Origin of the sequence: Flavobacterium sp. NLM, from assembly GCF_002210235.1 — a bacterium.
GTDB lineage: Bacteria > Bacteroidota > Bacteroidia > Flavobacteriales > Flavobacteriaceae > Flavobacterium > Flavobacterium panici.
Window position 1 is genome coordinate 68,193 of the sequence record NZ_LIAC01000001.1, and the last position, 22,440, is coordinate 90,632.

23 protein-coding genes are annotated in these 22,440 nt (G+C 32.6%); 18 read left to right on the forward strand and 5 right to left on the reverse strand.

Going from position 1 to position 22,440, the window contains the following annotated elements; all coding sequences use genetic code 11:
* Nucleotides 1–3: 3 nt before the first annotated feature.
* Together APR43_RS00280 and APR43_RS00285 are read right to left on the reverse strand one after the other, a co-directional pair.
* A complete protein-coding gene (locus APR43_RS00280; protein WP_053470354.1) occupies nucleotides 4–555 on the reverse strand; it encodes a hypothetical protein in 552 nt (183 codons plus the stop codon).
* A 168-nt stretch (nucleotides 556–723) separates the two neighbouring features.
* Entirely contained in the window at nucleotides 724–1,080 is a 357-nt protein-coding gene (locus APR43_RS00285) for a hypothetical protein (protein WP_053470355.1), read from the reverse strand.
* Between the two features lie 192 nt (nucleotides 1,081–1,272).
* Here APR43_RS00285 and APR43_RS00290 point away from each other — a divergent pair, with 192 nt between their 5' ends.
* The 8 genes from APR43_RS00290 to APR43_RS00320 all read left to right on the forward strand — a co-directional run bounded on the left by APR43_RS00290 (nucleotide 1,273) and on the right by APR43_RS00320 (nucleotide 8,671).
* Entirely contained in the window at nucleotides 1,273–1,842 is a 570-nt protein-coding gene (locus APR43_RS00290; protein WP_053470356.1) for a Crp/Fnr family transcriptional regulator, read from the forward strand.
* Between the two features lie 129 nt (nucleotides 1,843–1,971).
* Nucleotides 1,972–2,766 (forward strand): type 1 glutamine amidotransferase domain-containing protein, encoded by a 795-nt coding sequence (locus tag APR43_RS00295; protein WP_205720318.1) that lies wholly within the window; start codon nucleotides 1,972–1,974, stop codon nucleotides 2,764–2,766.
* A gap of 85 nt (nucleotides 2,767–2,851) precedes the next feature.
* A complete protein-coding gene (locus tag APR43_RS00300; RefSeq protein WP_053470357.1) occupies nucleotides 2,852–3,154 on the forward strand; it encodes a putative quinol monooxygenase in 303 nt (100 codons plus the stop codon).
* Nucleotides 3,155–3,272: 118 nt separating this feature from the next.
* Nucleotides 3,273–3,503: a hypothetical protein gene (locus APR43_RS24255; RefSeq protein WP_123924577.1), complete on the forward strand. Its 231-nt coding sequence runs from the start codon at nucleotides 3,273–3,275 to the stop codon at nucleotides 3,501–3,503.
* A gap of 327 nt (nucleotides 3,504–3,830) precedes the next feature.
* Nucleotides 3,831–4,835, forward strand: a complete 1,005-nt coding sequence (locus APR43_RS00305) for an alpha/beta fold hydrolase (RefSeq protein ID WP_205720319.1) — start codon at nucleotides 3,831–3,833, stop codon at nucleotides 4,833–4,835.
* 51 nt (nucleotides 4,836–4,886) lie between these two features.
* A complete protein-coding gene (locus APR43_RS00310; protein WP_053470358.1) occupies nucleotides 4,887–5,906 on the forward strand; it encodes an MBL fold metallo-hydrolase in 1,020 nt (339 codons plus the stop codon).
* A 38-nt stretch (nucleotides 5,907–5,944) separates the two neighbouring features.
* Nucleotides 5,945–7,318 (forward strand): alginate export family protein, encoded by a 1,374-nt coding sequence (locus APR43_RS00315; protein ID WP_053470359.1) that lies wholly within the window; start codon nucleotides 5,945–5,947, stop codon nucleotides 7,316–7,318.
* A 246-nt stretch (nucleotides 7,319–7,564) separates the two neighbouring features.
* On the forward strand, nucleotides 7,565–8,671 hold the full coding sequence (locus APR43_RS00320; RefSeq protein ID WP_053470360.1) for an alkene reductase: 1,107 nt from the start codon (nucleotides 7,565–7,567) through the stop codon (nucleotides 8,669–8,671).
* A 327-nt stretch (nucleotides 8,672–8,998) separates the two neighbouring features.
* On the opposite strand, the gene APR43_RS00325 is transcribed toward APR43_RS00320, so the two are convergent.
* Nucleotides 8,999–11,425 (reverse strand): sensor histidine kinase, encoded by a 2,427-nt coding sequence (locus APR43_RS00325; RefSeq protein ID WP_053470361.1) that lies wholly within the window; start codon nucleotides 11,423–11,425, stop codon nucleotides 8,999–9,001.
* A gap of 282 nt (nucleotides 11,426–11,707) precedes the next feature.
* Between APR43_RS00325 and APR43_RS00330 the strand changes: the two genes are divergently transcribed.
* From APR43_RS00330 to APR43_RS00350, 5 genes are all read left to right on the forward strand, one after another.
* Nucleotides 11,708–12,229 (forward strand): RNA polymerase sigma factor, encoded by a 522-nt coding sequence (locus APR43_RS00330; RefSeq protein ID WP_053470362.1) that lies wholly within the window; start codon nucleotides 11,708–11,710, stop codon nucleotides 12,227–12,229.
* Between the two features lie 46 nt (nucleotides 12,230–12,275).
* Nucleotides 12,276–12,485, forward strand: coding sequence for a hypothetical protein (locus APR43_RS00335; RefSeq protein ID WP_053470363.1), 210 nt, complete (start codon nucleotides 12,276–12,278; stop codon nucleotides 12,483–12,485).
* A gap of 12 nt (nucleotides 12,486–12,497) precedes the next feature.
* Nucleotides 12,498–13,346, forward strand: coding sequence for a FecR family protein (locus tag APR43_RS00340; RefSeq protein WP_053470364.1), 849 nt, complete (start codon nucleotides 12,498–12,500; stop codon nucleotides 13,344–13,346).
* Nucleotides 13,347–13,446: 100 nt separating this feature from the next.
* On the forward strand, nucleotides 13,447–16,059 hold the full coding sequence (locus APR43_RS00345; protein ID WP_053470365.1) for a TonB-dependent receptor: 2,613 nt from the start codon (nucleotides 13,447–13,449) through the stop codon (nucleotides 16,057–16,059).
* Nucleotides 16,060–16,064: 5 nt separating this feature from the next.
* On the forward strand, nucleotides 16,065–16,904 hold the full coding sequence (locus tag APR43_RS00350; protein ID WP_053470507.1) for a DUF4249 domain-containing protein: 840 nt from the start codon (nucleotides 16,065–16,067) through the stop codon (nucleotides 16,902–16,904).
* Nucleotides 16,905–17,012: 108 nt separating this feature from the next.
* Here APR43_RS00350 and APR43_RS00355 read toward each other — a convergent pair whose 3' ends face one another.
* The gene (locus APR43_RS00355) at nucleotides 17,013–18,041 is read right to left on the reverse strand and encodes a hypothetical protein (protein ID WP_123924606.1); all 1,029 of its coding nucleotides are present in this window, start codon (nucleotides 18,039–18,041) and stop codon (nucleotides 17,013–17,015) included.
* 119 nt (nucleotides 18,042–18,160) lie between these two features.
* Here APR43_RS00355 and APR43_RS00360 point away from each other — a divergent pair, with 119 nt between their 5' ends.
* The 5 genes from APR43_RS00360 to APR43_RS00380 are packed head-to-tail and all read left to right on the forward strand — an operon-like array spanning nucleotide 18,161 to nucleotide 21,584.
* Nucleotides 18,161–19,129: a hypothetical protein gene (locus APR43_RS00360; RefSeq protein ID WP_053470367.1), complete on the forward strand. Its 969-nt coding sequence runs from the start codon at nucleotides 18,161–18,163 to the stop codon at nucleotides 19,127–19,129.
* The gene (locus APR43_RS00365; RefSeq protein WP_053470368.1) at nucleotides 19,126–19,758 is read left to right on the forward strand and encodes a hypothetical protein; all 633 of its coding nucleotides are present in this window, start codon (nucleotides 19,126–19,128) and stop codon (nucleotides 19,756–19,758) included. Before APR43_RS00360 ends, APR43_RS00365 begins: the two co-directional genes overlap by 4 nt.
* Before the next feature lie 19 nt (nucleotides 19,759–19,777).
* Complete coding sequence (locus APR43_RS00370; protein ID WP_053470369.1) at nucleotides 19,778–20,608, forward strand: SIR2 family NAD-dependent protein deacylase; 831 nt, start codon at nucleotides 19,778–19,780, stop codon at nucleotides 20,606–20,608.
* Nucleotides 20,609–20,629: 21 nt separating this feature from the next.
* The gene (locus tag APR43_RS00375) at nucleotides 20,630–21,076 is read left to right on the forward strand and encodes a hypothetical protein (protein WP_053470370.1); all 447 of its coding nucleotides are present in this window, start codon (nucleotides 20,630–20,632) and stop codon (nucleotides 21,074–21,076) included.
* The gene (locus tag APR43_RS00380; protein WP_053470371.1) at nucleotides 21,069–21,584 is read left to right on the forward strand and encodes a hypothetical protein; all 516 of its coding nucleotides are present in this window, start codon (nucleotides 21,069–21,071) and stop codon (nucleotides 21,582–21,584) included. Before APR43_RS00375 ends, APR43_RS00380 begins: the two co-directional genes overlap by 8 nt.
* An 8-nt stretch (nucleotides 21,585–21,592) precedes the next feature.
* On the opposite strand, the gene APR43_RS00385 is transcribed toward APR43_RS00380, so the two are convergent.
* A complete protein-coding gene (locus APR43_RS00385) occupies nucleotides 21,593–22,429 on the reverse strand; it encodes a hypothetical protein (RefSeq protein ID WP_053470372.1) in 837 nt (278 codons plus the stop codon).
* Between the last annotated feature and the right edge of the window lie 11 nt (nucleotides 22,430–22,440).

The window sequence follows — 22,440 nt, forward strand, 5'->3', positions numbered from 1 at the left end:
ATTTTATTGTTTCAAATCGTCAGGAAGATAATCAAAATACAATTGAAGTGAAAAATCTCCCATTATAATATCATTTGCCACAAATAAATGACCATTAGGAATATCACCAACCGCCGCATTTGTTGAAATACTATGAATGCCGCCGCGAAATGAACCTGCTTTAACTGATTTTATATTAATGGGATTTCCCTCTTTATCGACAAGTTCTTGTCCCGGCTGCAATTGCGAAGCAGGAGCATATTTACCGTTACTCAATAAAAAAAGCTGATCTGCGCTGCAGGTAATATTTTTAGATGAACCTTGAAAGTCCATTAAATCCAGATAAATCATGCGGGTTTGTTTGCTGCATTCGATACCATTGCTAAACGAAACTTTTGCCTGAGAAGCAGTTAGTTTAACGGTACCCGATTCTAATTTTGCCGAAAAAGCTAAAATTGAATCTCCAATTTGAAAAGATTGGATATCTTTTTCTCCGTTTGGAGTTGAAATTTTTGCAGAATAAGCGAAATCATTACTATTTAAGTGTTTTACAGATTGATTTGGGTTTGTTTTCATATTGTGCCGATATTTAGTTAAACCTGCTTATACGTAATTGTTCTCTCAAATTTAAGCAATTATTTTTTCTTTTTCTAGGTATAAATACCTGTTTTTGTGTTTGTTGCAGGTAAAAAAAAAGTGCTTTATCTTTTGAATAAAGCACTTTAAAATTTTATAAGGTTCAGATTAATCAATTTTATACCCATCGTCGGCAAAAGTTTCCGGCTCGCGGTCATTTTCATCATAATCTTCTACTAAATCATCGTCAAGATCATTTTCATCAAGATCATCTTCTTCATCAAAATCATCTTCTTCTAATTCACTTTCGTCAATATCTTGTTCTAAATCTTCATCGTCATCTCTTTCTAGTGCATTCGAAAATTCATTATCCAGATAATTCTGATCTTCATTTAAAGAATAAGCGTGTTCAAAATTATTTTGATCTCCAATGTGTTCTTGCTGATATTGATCAACATAACTCTGATTGTCGTTTGTGATATTACTATCATCCTGATCGTAATATCTATTATTATCTGCTGTCATATAGAATGTTTTTAAAATTAAGTCAACAGCGAAACCTTGATTTAAGTTTCACGCTATTTCAAAAGTACTCACATAGTCAGCCTATTTTATTATACGATTTTAGCAAACAATTACTTAATTATCATTGAAGGTTGTAAAGCAGTAATAACGAAAAGCAATAAATCTTTTATCTTTGATTTGCAAAACTGAATTATGGAAAAACTACGAAAGCATATTGAAGAAATTATCCCGGTTACTGATGAAGAATTTGAATCGATAAAACCATTTTTTACCATACGAAAGGTTTTAAAAAATCAATATTTGATTAGTCAGGGCGACGAAGCAAAGTACGAATACATTATTGTAAGCGGAATTTTCAGGGTTTTTTATCTTGATGATGACGGGAAAGAACATATCGTACAGTTTGCAACCGAAAACTGGTGGATGTCTGATTATATTTCCTATTTCAACCAAAAGCCCGCAAACATGTATGTTGTATGTATGGAAGCGGGAGAAGTTTTGTGTTTAACGCTCGAAGGAAGAGAAAAACTTTCGATTGCATTGCACAAAATGGAACACTTTTTCAGGGTTAAATTAACCAAGGGATATATTGCGCTTCAGCAGCGAATAATCTCCTTACTTTCTAACAAACCGGAGCAGCGATATAAAGAATTTGCCAATCTTTATCCAAACTTAATGCAGAAGATTCCCAAAAAATATATTGCAGAATATCTGGGTGTAAGCCGTGAAACCCTTAGCAGGCTTTACTCCGGCAATAAATAGCATCATTAAAACCTATCAAAGTGTGATTTTCGTCACACTTTTTTTGTGACTTGCCTCCTCGCATTCAGGAGGCATGCCGATATAAATTTGTCTTGTAAATAATTCATAACCAATTAAAAAATAATACAGATGAAAAAAATTATGATTTTGACAATGGCACTTTCCTTTTTTGCAGCTAGTGCACAAACTAAAAAAGAAAACAAAGTATCGGAAGAAAAAACAAACCACAAAAAAGAAACGAAAATGAAAAAGAGAATTTTAATTATTGTATCAAATGCAAATGCAATTGGTCCAAACAACAGAAGAACAGGAAGTTTTCTTCCTGAAGTAGCACATCCATATGCTGAATTTGACCGAGCAGATTACCAAATTGATTTTGCAAGTTTAACCGGAGACACTCCGTATTTAGATGCCCTTAATTTAGCAGGAGATCCAGACAATCTTGCTTTTTTAACCGGAAAAGGATGGGAAACCATGCAAAAAGCAGTAAAATTATCAAATGTTGATGTAAGTACTTACGATGCCATTTTTGTTCCCGGCGGATTAGCTCCAATGGTTGATATGCCTGAAAATGCGCTTCTTAAAAAAGTAATCAAAGAAACTTACGAACGCAATGGAGTTGTTGGCGCTGTGTGTCACGGTCCCGTATCTTTACTAAACGTAAAATTAAGCGACGGATCATATTTGGTAAACGGTAAAAACATTACCTCATTTACAGATGAAGAAGAAAAAGGGTACGCCATTGCCGATGTGCCATTTTTATTAGAATCTGCCTTGACAAAACAAGGAGCAAAATTTCACGCAGCAGCCGTTTGGTCAGCCCACAGCATTGCTGATGGAAATTTGGTTACAGGTCAAAATCCTGCATCTGCAAAAGGAGTAGCAGAAAAAATGATTGCTATTTTAGAAGCTCCTAAAAAATAATATGCTGATTCTATTGACCTCTTCCAAAATCCGGCAGAGGTCAATATGATTTTAAAATCAATTATCTCATTAAAAGAAAACAAAAATGAAAAATCAAAATCCAATTCATGTTTTCGCAACATGGAAAGTTAAGGAAGGTCAAATTGAAAACGTTTTGCAGTTACTACAAACTGTTCAGGAAAAAAGTATTCAGGAAAGCGGTAATCTTTTTTACAACATTCACCAAAGCATTACGGATTTAAATACAATCGTATTGTTTGAAGGATATACAAACGAAGATGCCGTAACAGAACACCGAAACACAGCACATTTTCAGGATTTAGTTTTAGGGCAGATTGTACCGCTTTTAGACGAAAGAAATATCATTTTGACTTTACCAATAGAATAAGAATTATTTAAATTGCCCATATTTAATTGTGTAACAAATAGTTAAAATATTGAAACATAATAAAATACCTAATAATTAAATTTGATAAGCTTTATTATAAACTTAAAAAAAATTAATTATGAAAACGATATTAAACTCCAAACTACTGGTATGTATTGCTTTAATAGCACTATCAGTTTCTTGTAAAACCAGTTCTTCTTCAGGAACTGCCATGAGAACAGATTCTGATGCTATAAAAGCAGGGGACAGTACATCATTAAATACAGGAACAAAAGGCACAACACGAGCTAACGAAGGAAACGAACCAAGTGATCCACAGCCAAGTGATGCAAATGCTCCTAAAAAATAAATCACTTTTATAAAAGCAGACAAATCTTTATAAGATTAAAATTAAAACCGCTGAAAAGCGGTTTTTTTATGCTTCTTAAGTTTAAAATTATTTTAAGCAAAGCTAAAGCTAAATCTAAATTCAAAAATCTAAAATCTAAAATCTAAATTATTGTTATATCGCCACTTTTACCTCTGATAGCGATATATGGTTATTAATTGCATTTAGTAATATTTGTAAAGTCTTTAGAATAAAGCTTTTCGTATAAAGGCATCATTTTGGTTTCCCGGTTGGTATTCGATAATCGAAAATCTAAAAAAATTACCAACAATTAATTTTAAAAAAATTATGAAACCAATTTTTAACCAAAATTTTGGGTCTTTAAAAATGTTTACAGGCCTTTTAATCATCAGTTTATTTTCTCTAACCTCTTGTAATAAAAAAGAAGAACCGGCAAAAGCAGCCGAAGAAACTACAATAGCAGAAGATACCGCTGCGGTAAAACCCGCCAATCCACCGGCTAATTTTAAACACCAAACTGCTTTAGTAAATGGTGTCAACATTCACTACGTTATAGGCGGAAAAGGGGAGCCGCTTGTACTTGTTCACGGTTTTGGACAAAACTGGTATATGTGGAACCGTTTATTACCGGAGCTTTCGAAACATTTTACCGTAATCGCACCAGATTTAAGAGGAGTAGGCGAGTCTGATAAACCAGAAGGCGGTTACGACAAAAAAACAATGGCGACCGACATTCATGAGTTAGTAAAAAAACTAGGGTATAATAATATAAATCTGGCAGGTCACGATATTGGACTTATGGTAGCGTATGCTTATGCGGCGCAATACGGTTCTGAAGTTAAAAAACTGGCCTTAATGGATGCTTTGCTTCCGGGAATTGAACCAGTTTGGTCACAGGTTTCTGCTTCTGCATGGTGGTTTGGATTCTTTGCATGGCCGGCTTCGGGAGATATTGTTAAAGGAAAAGAAAAAGAGTTTTTGACTAATTTCTGGCCAATGGTTGGACACGTAAAAGATCCTTTCACTCCAGAAGAAACTGCAGAATTTGTTAGGGCTTATGCTGTAAAAGATGGTGCAAAATCAAGTTTTAAATGGTTTGGAAATTTCCCTCAGGACGGAAAAGACAATTTGGTTTTTGCCAAAACAAAACTAAAAATGCCTTTACTGGCAATGGGCGGTGAATATTTTGCAGCAGCATTTTTAAAAGACCATTCTAAACTGGTGGCAGAAAACGTAACCGAATCTAAAATTGCAGGTTCAGGACACTGGCTGGTTCAGGAAAATACCGCGCAGGTTCAAAAAGATCTTTTAGCCTTTTTTACTGCAAAATAACTTCAACTCAATAATTGAAGATTCTAAGCTATTTTCTATAAACCATCGATAATGAAAACTAAAAAAATCATTTTAAGATTTGCAATTCTAATATTGCTTATTTTAAGTAATACAGCAGCTTACGCACAATTTCCTATGCCGGATCATGTTCCTATTTGGGATGCTAATACGGTAACTCTAAAACTTCATAAAATTGCAGAAAACGTTTATTCAGTTGCGCCGGAAACGGTTGAAGCCGAAACAACAAAAGGTATTGCACAAGCAACATCGGCAGGTTTTATTGTGGGTGAAAAAGGAGTTTTGGTAATTGAAACTTTGCTGAGCAAAAAATTGTACGATCAGTTGTATAAACTTATAAGATCCGTTACTGATAAACCTATTGTTTATGCCGTAAATACCAGCGATCATGGCGATCATTGTTTTGGAAATTATTTGCTTCCAAAAGAAACCATTATCATTCAGAACGAATTCTGCAAAGAAAACCTTTCTAAAAATTACGAGAATATCAAACAATTTATGATTATGCTTTTTGGTAAAGGCAGAGGAATTGAAGAAAGTGTTTACCGTCCGGCAGATATTACAATCGCTATCAATCAAAACCTAAAGATTGATATGGGAAAAGGAAACGTTGTTGAGATTATAAACGTGGGAACGGCGCAATCTCCGGCAGATCTTTTTGTGTATTTAAAATCGCCAGCGGGAAATGTACTTTGGGCAGGAAATCCTTTTATTGCCGAAAGTCCGACAATTCCGTGGCTGTTTGATGGTTATTTTTTAGAACCTGTAAACAACCTGAACAAGATTTACAATATGATTGGCGACAAGGATATTGTAGTTCCGGGACACGGACGAATTACCAATAAAGCCGGAATAAAATATACGATTGATTATGTCGAAGCATTAAAAACAAACGTTGAAAATGCGGTAAAAAAAGGCCTGACTTTAGAAGAAACCAAAACCGCTGTTAAAATGAAAGAGTTTGACAAAGGTTATGAACTTTTTAACTGGCTTCATTTCAATTTCAATATTCCGAATGCGTATAAGGATATCAAACAAAACAGCCCAAAATAATGCTGTTTACAACTTGTAAATGTTTTAAAATAAGGACAATGAAAAATACAATTTTATTAGTGATTTTGTTGATTTCATTGTCCTGTTTTGGACAACAGTATCCTGATTTTAAATCGCTTCGATATGATGAAAATTATAGTTTCCTAAAAAGCGATACCACAACTGATAATTGGTATAAAACAATGAAGTTTTTACCGCTTTCAACATCTAAGGAAAATTATATCAGTTTTGGCGGAAGCATTAGATATCAATATTTCTATGCCGAAAATGAAAATTGGGGAGACGGCCCGCAAGACAGCGACGGTTATATTTTATCACGGTATTTGTTTCATGCAGATTTTCATGCGGGAAATTTTTTCAGGGCTTTTGTACAGACGCAAAGCAGTTTGGCCGACAGCAGAATTGACCCAAGTCCGGTTGATCAAAATCCGCTTGAAGTACATCAGGCTTTCGCCGATTTTAATTTCATAAATGAAAAAAATCACAAGTTTATTTTAAGAGCGGGAAGGCAGGAACTCACGTACGGATCACAGCGTTTGGTTGCTATGAGAGACGGGCCAAATAATCGGCAGTCTTTTGATGCTGTAAAATTGATAACTTCAAAAAACAATGTTTCGGCTGATTTTTTCTACAGTCATTTTGTTGTGGCGCACGACGGAATTTTTGATGATAATTCAACTCCCGAAAGACAGTTTTGGGGCAGTTATTTTGTAATTAATAAAGTTCCCGTTATCAAAAATATTGATGTTTATTATTTTGGATATGAAAGAACAAAAGCCACATTTAATGACGGCGCAGGAAAAGAAGAACGACATTCTGTAGGAACCCGAATTTGGGGAAAAACCGAAAACTGGCGTTACGATGGAGAAGCTTTGTATCAGTTTGGTGATTTTGCTTCAAAAGATATCAGCGCATGGACAGCTTCGATCAATTTGGGATATCGTTTTAATGAAATAAAGTTTCATCCTGAACTGAGTTTTAAGGCCGAAGCTATAAGCGGTGATAAACAAATGGGAGATAATCAATTACAGACATTTAATCCGCTGTTTCCGCGTGGTGGATATTTCGGTTTAGCCTCTATAATTGGGCCGTCAAATCTTCTGGATTTTCACCCCGGAATAAGTTTAGAACTGAGTAAAAATATTGACTGGGTGATCGATTATGATATGTTTTGGAGATACAGCAGCAATGACGGAATTTATGGGCCAAATACTTTTTTGATTTATCCGGGAGATACAACAACAAGCAAGAAAATTGGAAACCAGCTTGAAACTGAGGTAATTTGGCAGCCAAACCCGTATCTTTATTTTCGTTTTGAATCCACGTGGTTTAATGCGGGAGATTATATAAAAGCTTCGGGAACAGGGAAAGATATTTTTTTCGCCGGAATCACAATGCAGCTAAATTTTTAGGTTTAAAAAAAATTGTAATTAAAATGAATTGGATGATTTGTAATGCCGGATTGAAATTCGGCGTTACAAATCTAAAATAAACCAAATTGAAAATCGGGTTGTATAAATTATGCGTAAACCGGATTGAAATCCGTTAAAAATTTAACCGCCATCCATATGAGTTCCGAAGGAACGGATCATATTGTAGGGCTGGATTTCAATCCAGTTTACAAATATAGGTTGTAAAATTAAAAATCATGAAAAGCTATGAATTATCATAAATTATTTGAACCGTATGAATTAAGCGGCAATCAATTAGCAAACCGTTTTTTAATGGCTCCCATGACGCGTTCAAGAGCTTCACAGCCAGGAGACATTCCAAATGCTTTAATGGCCGAATATTACGCACAGCGAAGTACAGCCGGTATCATAATTACAGAAGCCACTCAGGTTTCATTACAAGGAAAAGGCTATGCAAACACGCCCGGAATTTACAGTAAACAGCAAATAGAAGGCTGGAAATTAATAACAAATGCCGTACATCAAAACGGAAGTAAAATATTTCTTCAGTTATGGCATGTTGGCAGAGTAAGCAGTTCAAAAGTCAACGGATTACAGCCTATTGCGCCTTCGGCATTAATAGCTCAAAATACCAGCGTTTATGTATTTGATGGCGCTGTAAACGGAGATGCGACTTTTGTTCCGGTAGAAGAACCCAGAGCAATGGATAAAACCGATATCGATACTGTAATTCAAGAATTTGTGCAAGGAGCTAAAAATGCAATTGAAGCTGGTTTTGACGGAGTTGAAATTCACGGTGCAAATGGTTATTTGATCGATCAGTTTTTGCGAAGTAACAGCAATAAAAGAACCGATGAATATGGCGGAACACAGGAAAACAGAATTCGGTTACTGATGGAAATTTCAAAAGAAGTAGCAAATGCCATTGGAAAAGAAAAAACAGGAATAAGATTATCTCCCTTTATCAGCTTTAAGGACATGAACGATCCCGAAATTCTGCAAACCATAATGATTGCGGCGGCTGAATTAAACAAACTGGATGTTGCGTATATTCATCTTTGCGAAGCCGACTGGGATGATGCGCCTCAAATTCCGCTTGATTTTAGAATAGAACTCAGAAATACATTTAAAAAGACCATTATTGCGACAGGAAATAAAACTCCCGAAGAAGCAGAGAAATTACTTGAGGAAAATTTGGTCGATTTAGTTGGCTTTGGCAGAAAATTTTTAACCAATCCCGATTATCCTGTTAAAGTAAAAGAAAACTTCAGGTTAAATGAAATTTCAGATACTCATACTTTATTTGGCGGCGGCACAGCAAGAGGTTATACAGATTATCCTTTTATGAGGTAATATAATATTATGTGTAAACCGGATTGAAATCCGGCTTTATAATATGTTTCGTAAACCGGATTAAAATCCGGCTTTGCAATTATTTTAAACTGGATTGAAATCCAGCCCTACAATATGATCCGTTCCTTCGGAACTCATATCGATGGCGGTTAAATTTTTAACGGATTAAAATCCGTTCTTACAATATAATTCTTCGCAATTTTAAAAAAGAACCGGAGGTTCGATTTATATTGTAGGGCTGGATTTCAATCCAGTTTAAAATAATAAAAATGTCGGATTTCAATCCGGTTTACGAACCATATTGCAACAAAATATTTCAATCCGGTTTTATTTTTTATCAATTAAAAATTCAGACAAAAATTCAATTTTTATAGTAGTTCCATTTTGATTTTCTATTAAAAGTTTAGCGTCTAAATCATCACTTAAACCCTTTATCAAACTCATTCCAAACGAGTTTTTTCTTTTTGAAGAAATGGCAACATCAAAACCAATTCCGTTATCAGCGATAGTAAGCAAATAATAATTTCCGGTTGTTTTTTCTACCGAAATATAAATCATTCCCACAGCATAATTTGGGAACGCATATTTTATCGAATTTGTTATAGCTTCATTTAAAATAAGCCCAAGCGGAACGGCCTGTGCGACATCTAATTCCAGCGGATCTGCTTTTATTTCAAACCGAATTCTTTGTCCTAAATTGAAAGATTCCTTTAAATATTCAGCCAATTCTTTAATGTAATTTGGCATATTAATCGTCGAAATATTTTCAGAATTATATAATTTTTGATGAATTAAGGACATTGAATGAATTCTGTGCTGGCTGTTTTTTATTGCCGACAATGCCATATCATTATCTAAATAAGCCGATTGTGAACTGAGCAGACTAATAACAGTTTGCAGATTGTTTTTTACCCGATGATGAATTTCTTTTAAAAGCCATTCTTTTTCATCAAGCAAATGCCGCAGATTTTTATTTTTTTGGTTTATTTCTTTTTCTTTAAGTTCAAGTTTAATGTTATTTTGCTGTTTCAGTCGGTATCTGTTAAACAATAAACCAATAACAATTAGAAGTAAAATAAGACTCCAAATAGATAATGTATTTAAAAGCTTTGATTTTTTCAGCTCACTTTTTTGTAATGTGGATTGTTTACTTAAAAGCTTTATTTCCTGTTCTTTATTTTTGGTTTGGTATTGAATAATAAGTTCTTCGATTTGTTTATTTTTTGAAAAATTATTGATAGAGTCATTTATCTTTTTATAATTCTTATAATGGTTTAAAGCAGATTGATAATTTCCTTTTGCAGAATCGATTATAGACAGCGAGATTTCGAGGTTTTCAGAATTATAATTTCTTTTATATTTTTTTGACAGCGCTAAAATTTTATCTGCATACAATTTTGCTTTTTCAACCTGATGTCTGCGGGCATAAAAAGAAGCCATTGAGGAATAAGCATTTAAAACATCCATTAATGTTTCGGGACCAGCTAATTGACTGGCATAGTGATCCATTTCCTTAAAATACTTTTCTGCTACAGCAAAATTATTTATTCGCTCATAACAATTTGCTTTCGTACTATTCACAATCATTTTATCAAAAAGATCAACAGGCGGATAATCTGTCGTCATTGAATTCAAATAATTAATAGCTTCCTGATTTTTTCCTTTAGATGACATGGCTAAAACCAGACTGACATAACTTCTGTAAAAACCGCCGCTGTTCATATTTTGATGACCCATTTCGACACTTTTTTTATAGATATCAAGAGCTTCTTCATAATGGCCAAGCGCTAAATAAACATTTCCAAAACGCAGGTAAAAAATGTCTGCAAAGTTATAATCATGAATAGTTTCCATTGTTTTTATACTTTTTAAAGCATAATACAAGGCACTCTTTGTATTGTAAAGAAAGAGTTCTATATATGAAATAGTAGCTTCGGTAAAATGAGTATGCTTAAAACCTATTTTTCTCTGATCGTATAAACTTTGATAAAATTCTTTTAAGGCAAGTTTGATATTTCCTTTCGCGTAATGAACGGTTATCAGCCTCATGTGGTTTCCTATTTTCTTTTCTTCCAGATTTAACTGCGTGTAAAGTTTTATAGCTTCATTTAAAATGATTTCTTTTTCAGGATCTGAATTTGGCAGACACATTGCTTCATTTGCTAAAGCATCTGCAAGTGATTTTGAATCATTTTGTTTTCGGCATTCCTTTACAACTTTAATGAAACAACTTTTGCTTTCTGCAAAACGGGATGACTGAGCGTAATATTTTCCAAGTAATAACAAACTCTGCTGCTGTAATTTTTTATCGTTTAGTTTATTACTTTCTTTTAAAGCTTCATTTATATAAGTAAAAGCATTTTGAAGGTCATTTGATTTTGTTCCGGTTTTAAAAAGATAGAAAGAACCCAATTGCAAAAGCATTTTAATTTGAGTATCCTTTTTTGATTTAGATAAAAGCTTTTTATAGGCGTTGATATTTCCTTTTTCGATAAGCTCATTGCCAATTAAATTGGCCTTAACATCATAACCTTCATCATAACTTAAATAAACGGGTAATTTGTAAGCTTTGCAGGTTAATACAACGGAACTGTCTTCGTCAATTTTTCCTTGATTTTTAGCATACAAAAACATCGAACCAAACTGGATCAATAATCGTTTTTTCTTTAAATCATAATCTGCAGTAGAAGATGTTGTTTGAGAAATACAATGAAACGAAATAAAAAGCAGAATAAAAGCATAAATTTGTTTCATAAGTATTTAGTAAATAACGACTTAATTGATCGTTAATAAACAAATATAGGGATATAAATCAAGTCTGGAGAGCTCTCTGGTTTGTATCAGCTATCATAATTTTAACAGTAAATATTGATTTTCATAACCTCTTGTTTAAAACTATATTTTTTCTGTTAAATAATTTTAGAATAAATTTCTGTTCTTTGCAGTAATAAAATAAGGAATACAGTCTTTACAGAAAAAATTCGTGTACAATATTATTTTGAACATGGAGTTAAGACTAAGGATCATATTTACGTTATGGACAATAAAAAGTTTATATTAAGTTTAAAAAAAGGTAATGAGGCTTCCTTCAAAGAAGCTTACCTAAATTACTACGATAAACTTATTGGTATTGCCAGACGTTTTAATTTTACGGTTCTTACTCCGCAGGATTTTGTACAGGAAACTTTTTTAAGACTTTATAATAAAAGAGAATTACTTAATGAAGATGTTTTGTTTGACAAGCAGCTGTTTGTTATCTGCAAAAATATTATCATCAATCACGTTAACAGGGAAAATAAAATAATTCAGCTCGATACTTCAAATTTTGAAATCGAAAATGAAGATTATGATGATGTGATTTTTGAAGAAAGAAAAGAAAAACTGTATGCTTTTATAAATTTACTTCCGGAGCAGCAGCAAAAAATATTTACTTTACACAAACTGGAAAACCTTAGCTATAAGGAGATTGCGGCAATGACAGACCTTTCTGAAAAAACAATTGCCAATCATATTTACCTCGCCAGTAAATTTATTCGAAAAAAAATCGAAAACGATTAGGAACTTTTTTGTTCTCGTTTGTTATACTAATAAACAGAAACAAAAAATGCATATTGAGTCTTATAAAACTGATGTTAAAACCAAGGAAGATGCAAGCTTTATTGTAGTGCTTCTTCGTTTTATTATTTCTGATTGTTCAATGGATTTTGTGGTAGATGATAGTAATCATATTCTAAAAATCGAAACGAACAGAGAGATTAAAGAAATGGTGTATGGTGTTTTTAATAAACAAGGATTTTATTGTCAAAAACTTTAACGCTCTAAAGACATGGACGAAAAGAAAATAGAAGAGGAATTGAAAAAAATATGGGACGAAATCTCTGTTTCACATTCTGATAATGAAAAAGAGATGTCTTGGGAACAATTCCAGGCAAAGGCATTTTCTCCAAAAAAGAAAAAGAATAATTCCTGGCGTTATTTTGCGGCAGCGGCGGCTGTTTTGATTTTTGTTCTTATAGGAACCGGACTTTACTTTAACGGAAGTGATCCTATAACGAATAATATTCAACTTACCGAAAATGTAATTGAAAATACAACTTCGATAATAAAAACGGCTGTTTTGCCAGATAGTTCAAGAGTAGAGTTGAGTCCGAATTCTAAAATTGCTTACGCCAGTAATTTTGCAGCAAACAGAAAAGTGGAAGTTTCGGGAGAAGTTTATTTTAAAGTAACCAAGGATAAAAAACATCCGTTTCAGGTATTTTGCAACGAAACAACCACTACAGTTTTAGGAACTTCTTTTATAGTAAAAGGGTATACTCAAAAAGGAGTATTGGTTGAACTTTATGAAGGAAGTGTTCAAATGAATGTAAAAGGTATGGATGAAAAATGGATCCTAAAACCGGGCGAAAAATTCACATACGGAAACCAAACTACATCTGTTACAGAATTCAACAGATTTATAGATTTTGACAATCAAAAGCTAACAGATGTAAGCACTTATATCGAATCAAATTACGGATATAAAGTAATTATGCCGCAGGAATACGAGAACCAGCGAATTACGGTACGCATCAATAAAAAAGAAGAATTAAATACGATTATCCAATTAATATCAGAAATGTATAACCTAAACTATGAAGTAAATGAAAAATTAAAACAAGTTACTTTTCAATAGAAAAGAAAAGGATGCACTAGCCGCGAAACTAAAAACATCCTTCCTATAGTCAGGATAGTATAAAACTATTCCATTTAATAATTCAAAAATACAAAATTTCATGAAGCATATAATTTCAGCGTGCTTTTTTTTATTCAGTTGGGGAGTTTTTTCCCAAAACGTCACGGTAACTGTAGATCAAACGGTAACATTAAAGGAATTCTTTAAACAAATTGAAAATCAATCTGATTTTAAATTTGCCTTTACAGATCAAATTAATACCAGCCAAAGATATTTTACGCAAAAAAACGTGTATACTAATATTGATATCAAACAGCTTATTAATGAATTAAATAAAAACACATCGATTCAATTTTCGATTGTAGGCAGTAATATTTTTGTAAAACAAAAAGCTGTAAAAACGGCTAAAAAAAAAAATAAACTGACAGGACAGGTTCTTGATGAAAACAAAGAGCCCGTAATAGGAGCGAATGTTTTCATCATAGAACTTTCTACGGGTGTTACAACAGATATTAATGGAACCTTTAGCATAGATGTGGACAAAGGTATTTACAATCTTGTTGTAAGTTATGTAGGCTTCAAAAACAAAGAAAGACAGATTGCAGTTGATGGTGATGAAAGAATAAAATTCAACATGGAATCTGACAGTCAGCAGCTAGAGCAGGTAATTGTAACCAATAGTAAAGCTGTTGATGTAAGGAATACTCAAATGAGTGTCAACAAACTTTCGATGGCAGAAATTAAACGAATTCCTGTTGCAATGGGTGAGCCTGATCCTTTAAAATCATTGTTAACACTGCCTGGAGTTACAAACGCAGGAGAAGCTTCTTCTGGTTTTAACGTTCGTGGAGGTGCTGCAGATCAAAATTTAATTCTGCTGGATGGTGCGCCGGTATACGGCGACTCACATATGTTTGGATTTTTCTCTATTTTTAATGCCGATGTTGTAAACGGACTGGATTTATATAAAGGTGGAATTCCGTCTAAATTTGGCGGACGTGTATCTTCTGTTCTTGACGTAACGCAGCAAACCGGAGATTTTGAAAATTACAAAGTTAACGGAGGAATTGGTTTAATCTCAAGCCGACTTTTAGTGCAGGGACCAATACAAAAAGATGTGGGTTCGTTTCTTATTGCAGGTCGTGCCTCTTATGCACATTTATTTTTAAAACTGGCAGATAATAATAATTCGGCTATGTTTTATGATATCAATGCGAAGTTCAATTATAGATTGGGAGCTAATAATACACTTGCTTTTTCCGGATATTTTGGAAATGATGTTTTTGATATAAACGATCGTTTTTCGAGTACTTATGGAAACACAATGGGAATTTTAAGCTGGAAACATAAATTTTCTGAAAACCTGAATACTAATTTAGCTGTTTTTTACAGTGATTATAAATTTAACCTTGGTTTACAGCAGGAAGATTTTGACTGGAACAATAACATTCGAACGTACGGACTTAAATATGGTTTTAATCATATTGTAACTGATAAGTTTAAATTAAACTACGGAATCGACGGTCAGTATTATAATTTTAATCCCGGAACAGTTCAGCCTACAAGTTTAGATTCGGACTTTAATTACAAACAGCTGGATAAGAAATATTCGTTAGAAACATCTGCTTATGTGGATTTTGAAAATCAAATTACGCCAAAATTAAACCTTCGTTACGGACTTCGTTACAGTTTGTTTTATCGTTTAGGTGATGAAACTATTAATACTTATGCAGATGGAAAAGCAGTAGTATTTAATCCATTATATCATATTTATGAAGAAGGTACTCCAACAGGATCTATAACATATGGAAAAGGAGATAAAATAAGCAGTTTTGATAATCTTGAACCACGTGTGGCATTATCATATGCTTTTAGTGATGATGCTTCTGTAAAAGCAAGTTATAACAGAATGGCGCAGTACATTCATATTTTATCAAATACACAATCGCCATTGCCTACAAGTGTCTGGACGCCAAGCGGTCCGTTTACAAAACCACAATTACTGGATCAATATGCGGCCGGATATTTCAGGAATTTTAAAGACGGCGATTATTCTTTTGAAGGAGAATTATTTTATAAGAAAATACAAAACCGTATTGATTATATTGATGGTGCCGATATATTGGCCAATAACAATATCGAGCAGGTTATCTTAAATGGTAAAGCCAGATCGTATGGTATGGAATTATCATTTAGAAAAAATACAGGAAATTTTACAGGATGGGTTTCCTACACTTTATCAAGAGCAGAACAAAAAACACCGGGAAGAACTCCTGATGAACCTGGAATTGCAAATGGTGACTGGTATTTATCTGGATATGATAAACTGCATAATTTGAACATTGTAGGAAGTTATGAATACAATCCAAAATGGTCATTTAATGCTAATTTCACTTTGCAGTCTGGTCAGCCGGTAACGTATGCAAATGGTTATTATGAATTTGGCGGAATCAATATACCAAACTTTTCACTTCGAAATGAAAACAGACTGCCGCTTTTTCACCATTTAGATTTAGCAGCAACATACACGCCAAAACCAGATAAAAAGAAAGGATGGCAAAGCTATTGGGTATTCAGTCTTTATAATGTTTACAACAGAAAAAATGCAGCTTCTATGACGTTTGCAACAAATGAAGACACGGGAGCGAATGAAACCAGAAGACTTTCAATTTTTGGAGTCGTACCTGGAATTTCTTATAATTTTAAATTTTAATGAGTATGCAAAGGATTAATAAATATAATTTTAAAAGTAAAGCACTAGTTTTATTCAGCTTGTTTTGCGTGCTGTTTTTATCATCTTGTGAAGATGTAGTCAATCTTGATTTAGAAACCGGACAGACAAGAATAGTAGTCGATGCTGAGATTTTATGGTTTAAAGGAACAGCTGGTAATGAACAAACTATAAAAATCAGTAAAACAGCTCCGTATTATAATAACACAACACCAAAAGTTTCGGGAGCGCAGGTAAGAGTTGAAAATAGTACCGGAACTGTTTTTACTTTTAATGAAACAGAACCGGGTGTTTATAAGTGTACCAATTTTGTTCCTGTTTTAAATGCAGATTATACGCTTTACGTACAAGCAGAAGGTCAGAGTCTTACCGCTACTGAAAAGCTGACATCTGTAACGCCAATTGATAGAGTAGAGCAGGCAGTTGTTCCTGATTTTGGAGGAGAGGATGTTATAGAACTGACTTTTTATTATAAAGATCCTGCCGATCAGGTGAATTATTATCTTTCGGATTATAAAAGTGAATTCCTAATTTATCCGGAATATGAGCTTACAGATGATGATTTTTTTAACGGAAATGAAGTAAGCACAAGGTTTAATCATGAAGATATGAAAGCAGGAAATACAGTTGATATTACACATCGCGGTATTTCAAAAAACTTTTATAACTATATGAACTTACTTTTAGAAATATATGGCGGAAGTCCGTTTTCAATTCCTCCCGGAAATATCCGTGGAAACATTGTAAACACTACAGATGCTAATAATTATGCCTTTGGTTATTTCAGGCTTTGCGAAGCAGATAAAGTTTCCTATTTGGTAAAATAACGATTTTAATTAGGTTGATTTGTACGCGAACATCTGGCATTAAAGCAATTTAGTGTCAGATGTTTTTTGTGATACTATTTCAATTAATAAGCAGCATTTGAAATGATATTAAAGCTCTTCGTTTGCGAATTCAATTTTACTTAAATTAATAAAATCAGGTCGTTCAGAATCCGTTTCGTGTGAAATTTTAATCTCATTTTCAGATATAAATTTTATTTCCTTATCACATCCTACATGACAAGATTCTACAGCAATTGGAAAATATAATTTTTTGTTTTTATCATAACCTATAATGTTGTTTCGAAAATAAGAAACAATCTTAAAATCTTCATTTTCAATTACTCGATCTTTATCATATTCTCCATTAAATTCAAATAAATTTTCACTATAATAAGTACTTTTTACAATAGTTGGATAAGAACTTTCTTTTCCTTCAGGATAATTGTCTTCATCCCATTTTTGTTCAAAATTCTTATAATAATTGATGTCTTTTTCTTGTTCAGTTGGCTTATAAATCCATTTACTTTTAGCACCAAATTGATATAATTCATTATAGACTGCAGTGTTAGATTCCAGAGTTTTATCTTTTGTAAATTCACCATCAACAAATTCTCCGGATCTTAAACTATATTCACCATCATATTTTAAGGTATAAAACTTTAGATTATTTATATTTAGCATAATAAAACTTAGGTATATTCCAGGATCACCGTTGCCTAAAGGAGATTCTTTTACAGCAAATAGAAAATAATCTACACCTTGAATTTTTTTTCTTAACGTATGTTTTGGGTCGATTACGATATGATTATAGTCACTTATTACCAAAGTGTCACTTTTAAGCAATTCAAGATTTTTTTTATACTTTGAAGCTATTATTATATTTTTTGCACCGCCAAGATAAAAATCATCTTCATCGCCAGCATCGCTGCCAGATATTTTAATTACTTCAGTATTATCCTCATTGTTAAAAGAAAATAAAGTTACCGTTCTTATTGTTTCGTCGTTATCTTCTTTAATCTTTGGTAATGTGTTTTCCTCGTTTACTTTTTGATTCGGAATTTTGTCTTCTTTTTTGCAAGAATGCAGCATAATAGAAGACAAAAGAATTATGGCTAGTTTGGTTTTAATGGCGCTCAATTTAGTTATCGGGTTTTAGGTTATTGGCAAGATAAAAATTATTTCAGAATTAAAAAATATCCTATGAAATGTCTTTTCATTGATAAATAAAATTTGTTAGATTTACTGAAAAACAAAACGTGATAAAAAAAATACTCTGCCTGTTTCTTGTTTCAATTGCTGTTATTTCGTGTAAAAAGGAAAAAGAAACTCTCAATAAAACAGCGGTAAAAACTCATCAAATTAGTGAAGATGAAACTACAGAAACGGTATATAAAGATTATACAACAGCGCCTGTCGATTTTTTGGATGAAAAATATAAAATTGATGGTTTAGACTTTCCAGGTATTTCACCACCTTATCCTGCCTATCATTTTTATGATGAAAATTTAGGACAGTTTAATGTCAACTATGTCGGAAAGTCAAGGTTAATCCGTTATTATTGGGATACTGATAATTCTGATGGTTTTTTTGCTCACTTTAGACCTGAAAATCCTGCTGAAGAAGACCCAAAACTAATGAAAAAACAGGCAAATGATATTATAAAAAAGAGCTTAAACGATTATTACTTTGTTGTTGAATTTTCGCCTAAAGAAGCATTAACCCGCAGCAAAGACGGATTTCTTCAATCAAAAAAAGATGCCTATACTTATTTTTATGTTTATGAAAATAATAAATGGATTTTTTTGAAAAGACTTTTTACCAGTGATATTCAAAAAGAAGGAATAGAGCTTTTTACAGAATTATTATTACCTCATAAATTAAAAGATATTAAACCAATTGCCGAAGAATTTCAAGGTAAATTTAAAGCTGAAGCCGACGGAGAATATACTAATGATGGACAAGGTCATACGACTTATTATTTTACCATTACAAAAAATAAAATTGATTTAAAGTATGAAGCTTTTAGAGGAGATTTTGTTTGCGAAGGCGAGTATAAAGGAATACAGAATGGTACTATTTTAGAATTGTATTATGATAGAGAAGACGATCGCTGTTTAAAATTAGATCCTACTTATTTAATAAAAAAAGAAGACGATAATTTTTTTATAAAAGGAATTGGCGGCGAAGGAACTATTAATGAATGGATAAAAATGGATAAAGAATGATGAAAGTTAAAATAATGATTTACTTTCTGTTTCTTTCATTATGCGCCTGTAAAGAGCCAAAGAAAGAAATAAAAGAAACAAAAGAAATAACTCCAAAAGTAGTTGAAGATAAATTTCAATCTGTCAGTAATGATCAGTTAAGTGATTTCGTTGGAGAGTATGAATTTAAAGATCCGGATAATCCAAAGGAAAACCTTCTTTTGGTTATGAAAACAGCAGATATTAAAAGTATTGCTGATTTTGAAGGTTATGCATGGGAAGAAACAAATGAAAAAGGAGAAATTGTTGAGAAAACATTAATTGGATTATTTTACGGTAACACAGATTTATTTGATCAAGCGAGGGAAGGCTATGAGCCTGGTTTTTTTGTTGCAAATGTACAAGTTGAACCTGCTGGGGAGAATTCATTGCAAGTAAATATTCGGGCAACTGCTTCGGATATTTTAGAAAATCCTGTTTCGCCGCCAATTAAATCAACTAAAGAAGCTTTGGAAAAAGGGAATAAAAAATGGGAGATAACAGAAATTGATATTTTCAGAGAGTTAATTTTTGAAATTAAAAATCCTAAGGAATTAATACTCAAATCAGATTTAGGTTTAGAGGATAAAACATTTAAAAAGATAAAGTAATTACTTAGAGAATTAAAAAATGAAAGAACAGCTTACCGAAATTATAAGGCAGGTTTATCATAAAAAGAACAGAAATCTATTTACATTTTTAACAGGTGCAGGAATTTCTGCAGAAAGCGGTATACCAACATACAGAGGAGTAGATGGCATATGGATAAAAGGAACTAAATTTCATAAACCGGAAGAATTTGGAACGTTTAAATATTTCAAGGAAAATCCCGAAGAAGTCTGGCAATATTCGTTGTTTAGAAAAAGGATGTTTGAAAATGCCCAGACAAATCAAAGTCACCATGAAATAGTAGCAATTGAAAACCTTTTGCAAGACAGATTTCATTTAATAACTCAAAATATAGACAATTTACACCGTCGTGCCGGCACGGAAAGAATCTATGAAATACACGGAAAAGCCAGAGAAATCAAATGTTCTAACGGATGTAAAGAGATAGAAAATTTACCAGCTGAAATTGAGGGCAAAGACATAGACGAAGACCTGACAGAAAAAGATATCGAATTATTGAAATGCAAAGAATGCGGCAGCTGGATGCGACCAAACATTTTATGGTTTGATGAATATTATGATGAAAAAACAAATAAAAAATTCAGCTCTTTAAAAATCGCTAAAAACTCAGGAATTCTATTTATTGTTGGCACTTCTGGAGCAACAAATCTGCCAATGGCAATTGCAGAAACCACATTGAAATATGGCGGAACAATCGTTGATATTAATACCGAAGACAATTTATTTACTCAACTTATTAAAGAGAAAAAAAATAAAATTATCATTCGTGAAACTTCAACAGAAGCATTAAAAACAATACGAGAAATATTGCAAAATATATCAGAGGAATAACGATTTTTAATATCAAAATATATGTGTCAAAACGGAAAAGAAATCAAACTTTGTACCTGCATTCCCAACGGAATGGATACCATTATTCACCACAAGAATTCCCGTAAAAACAGACAAAAAAGGCGTGTCGATTTTACCTGGACGTTAGAAAAATGTTTGGGCTGGAGTAAAACTACAATGGATGGAATGGGGTATATGCCGGAGAAAGCTTTAACGGAAGATTTGACAAATGAAAGAATGCTTGTTGATCTTAACAGTAAAAATTGTTTCGATTTCGATTATGAGCCTAATGAAAAAGATAATCTTCAAATTTTCACTCCTGAAAGCTCTATTAGAAGACATTTATCTTTTATTTTTCGAAATGGAGAATGGGTAGCAGGTTCTCATATGCCTTTTATGTACGAGATGGAGAAAATAAATTTTGGAAAAGTAACTTTAGAAGATAAAACTGAAAATAAAAATGATTAAAAAAACACTATTTCTATTAATAACCGCACTAGTATTAATAAGCTGCAAACATCAAAATGAGGAGAATAAATCTTTAGATGTAAAAAAAGAGAATAGCAGCAATTCAGAAGATCTTTTAAAAAAGAATAAAGATACTGACACTATTATTGAGGTTGAGGAGACTGAAAAACCTACCGAAGTTCTTTTCAAATGCAAAGAAAACGACAACGGTATGTCGAGATATGATGATCCTTTAAATAAAACCTGTGTATGCAATGAAACTACATTTGACGGCGCTTATGAAATATTTTATAAGGAGTCGCCAGATTACGAACAAAAGAATTTATTGAAAAAATTACCACAGAAAAATAAGGAATGGAAAGCTCCTGATGCAGACGTTACCTACACATGGGTTGAGCAGGATACATTAAAAATAAACTTGTTTTATCAAGGCGGCGAAGATACTTATGTTTTTTATAAAAACAGCGATAATAAAATAGAATACAAACAATATGTATCGCTGCCATAGCTTTAGATTTAATCGCAGCGATAACCATGCAAATCTAATCCTTCAACATATATTGTTTTAAATTTATCGTTTTTTTGCTGAATAAGGATTCTTCTTTCGGGAAATTTGGTTTTCGATTTAGCGGAAGTTTTTCCCCACAAAAAATCATCATTATAAACAAAATAGGCAGGACCAATATTAGCAAACACTTTTACTTTGGTGCTGTCTTCATCACTATATCTGTAAACGATGCTGTCATCCATTTTTTGAATTTTTCTTTGAATGGGAAAATAGCCTTTTCCGTAATTTAGATTTAATGGTTTTTTAGAACATAAAAGTGGTTTGCCGTTTTTAGCAGTATCAAAATTCTTGATGGTCAGGCCAATGAAATTTTCTCTGCAATCATCAATTCTACAGATTACTTCATCAACCTTCATTTCTGCAAAACCTTTAGTTCCGTAAACATAATATTTAGGTTCGATGATTTTTTTAATCTCCTTTTCTAAGTTTTTACTTTTAATAAGTTTGACAATTCCTAAAGTATCATAAAATTCAAGTTTTATATTTTTTACAGATTTAGGATCATAAAAACCAGACTCTAAAGAATCTGTTTCATTTATTCTTCTGTAGATTTCTTCGTATTTGGATATTGTATCAGATTCAAACATGGTGATAACAATAGCTGTAGTGTTATCTGCCAGATCATAAACAGGATAAATGCTATCCTCTTTTATTTCTGATTCTAATTTTGAGTTATCTTCTGCTATTTCTTTTAATGGGATATTCTTGTGTTCTTTCCTTTTTTCCTGACAAGAAAGGAAGAGAGAAAATGAAATTATAAAGAGTATAAAAGTTGTTTTTTGCATCGGATATTTTT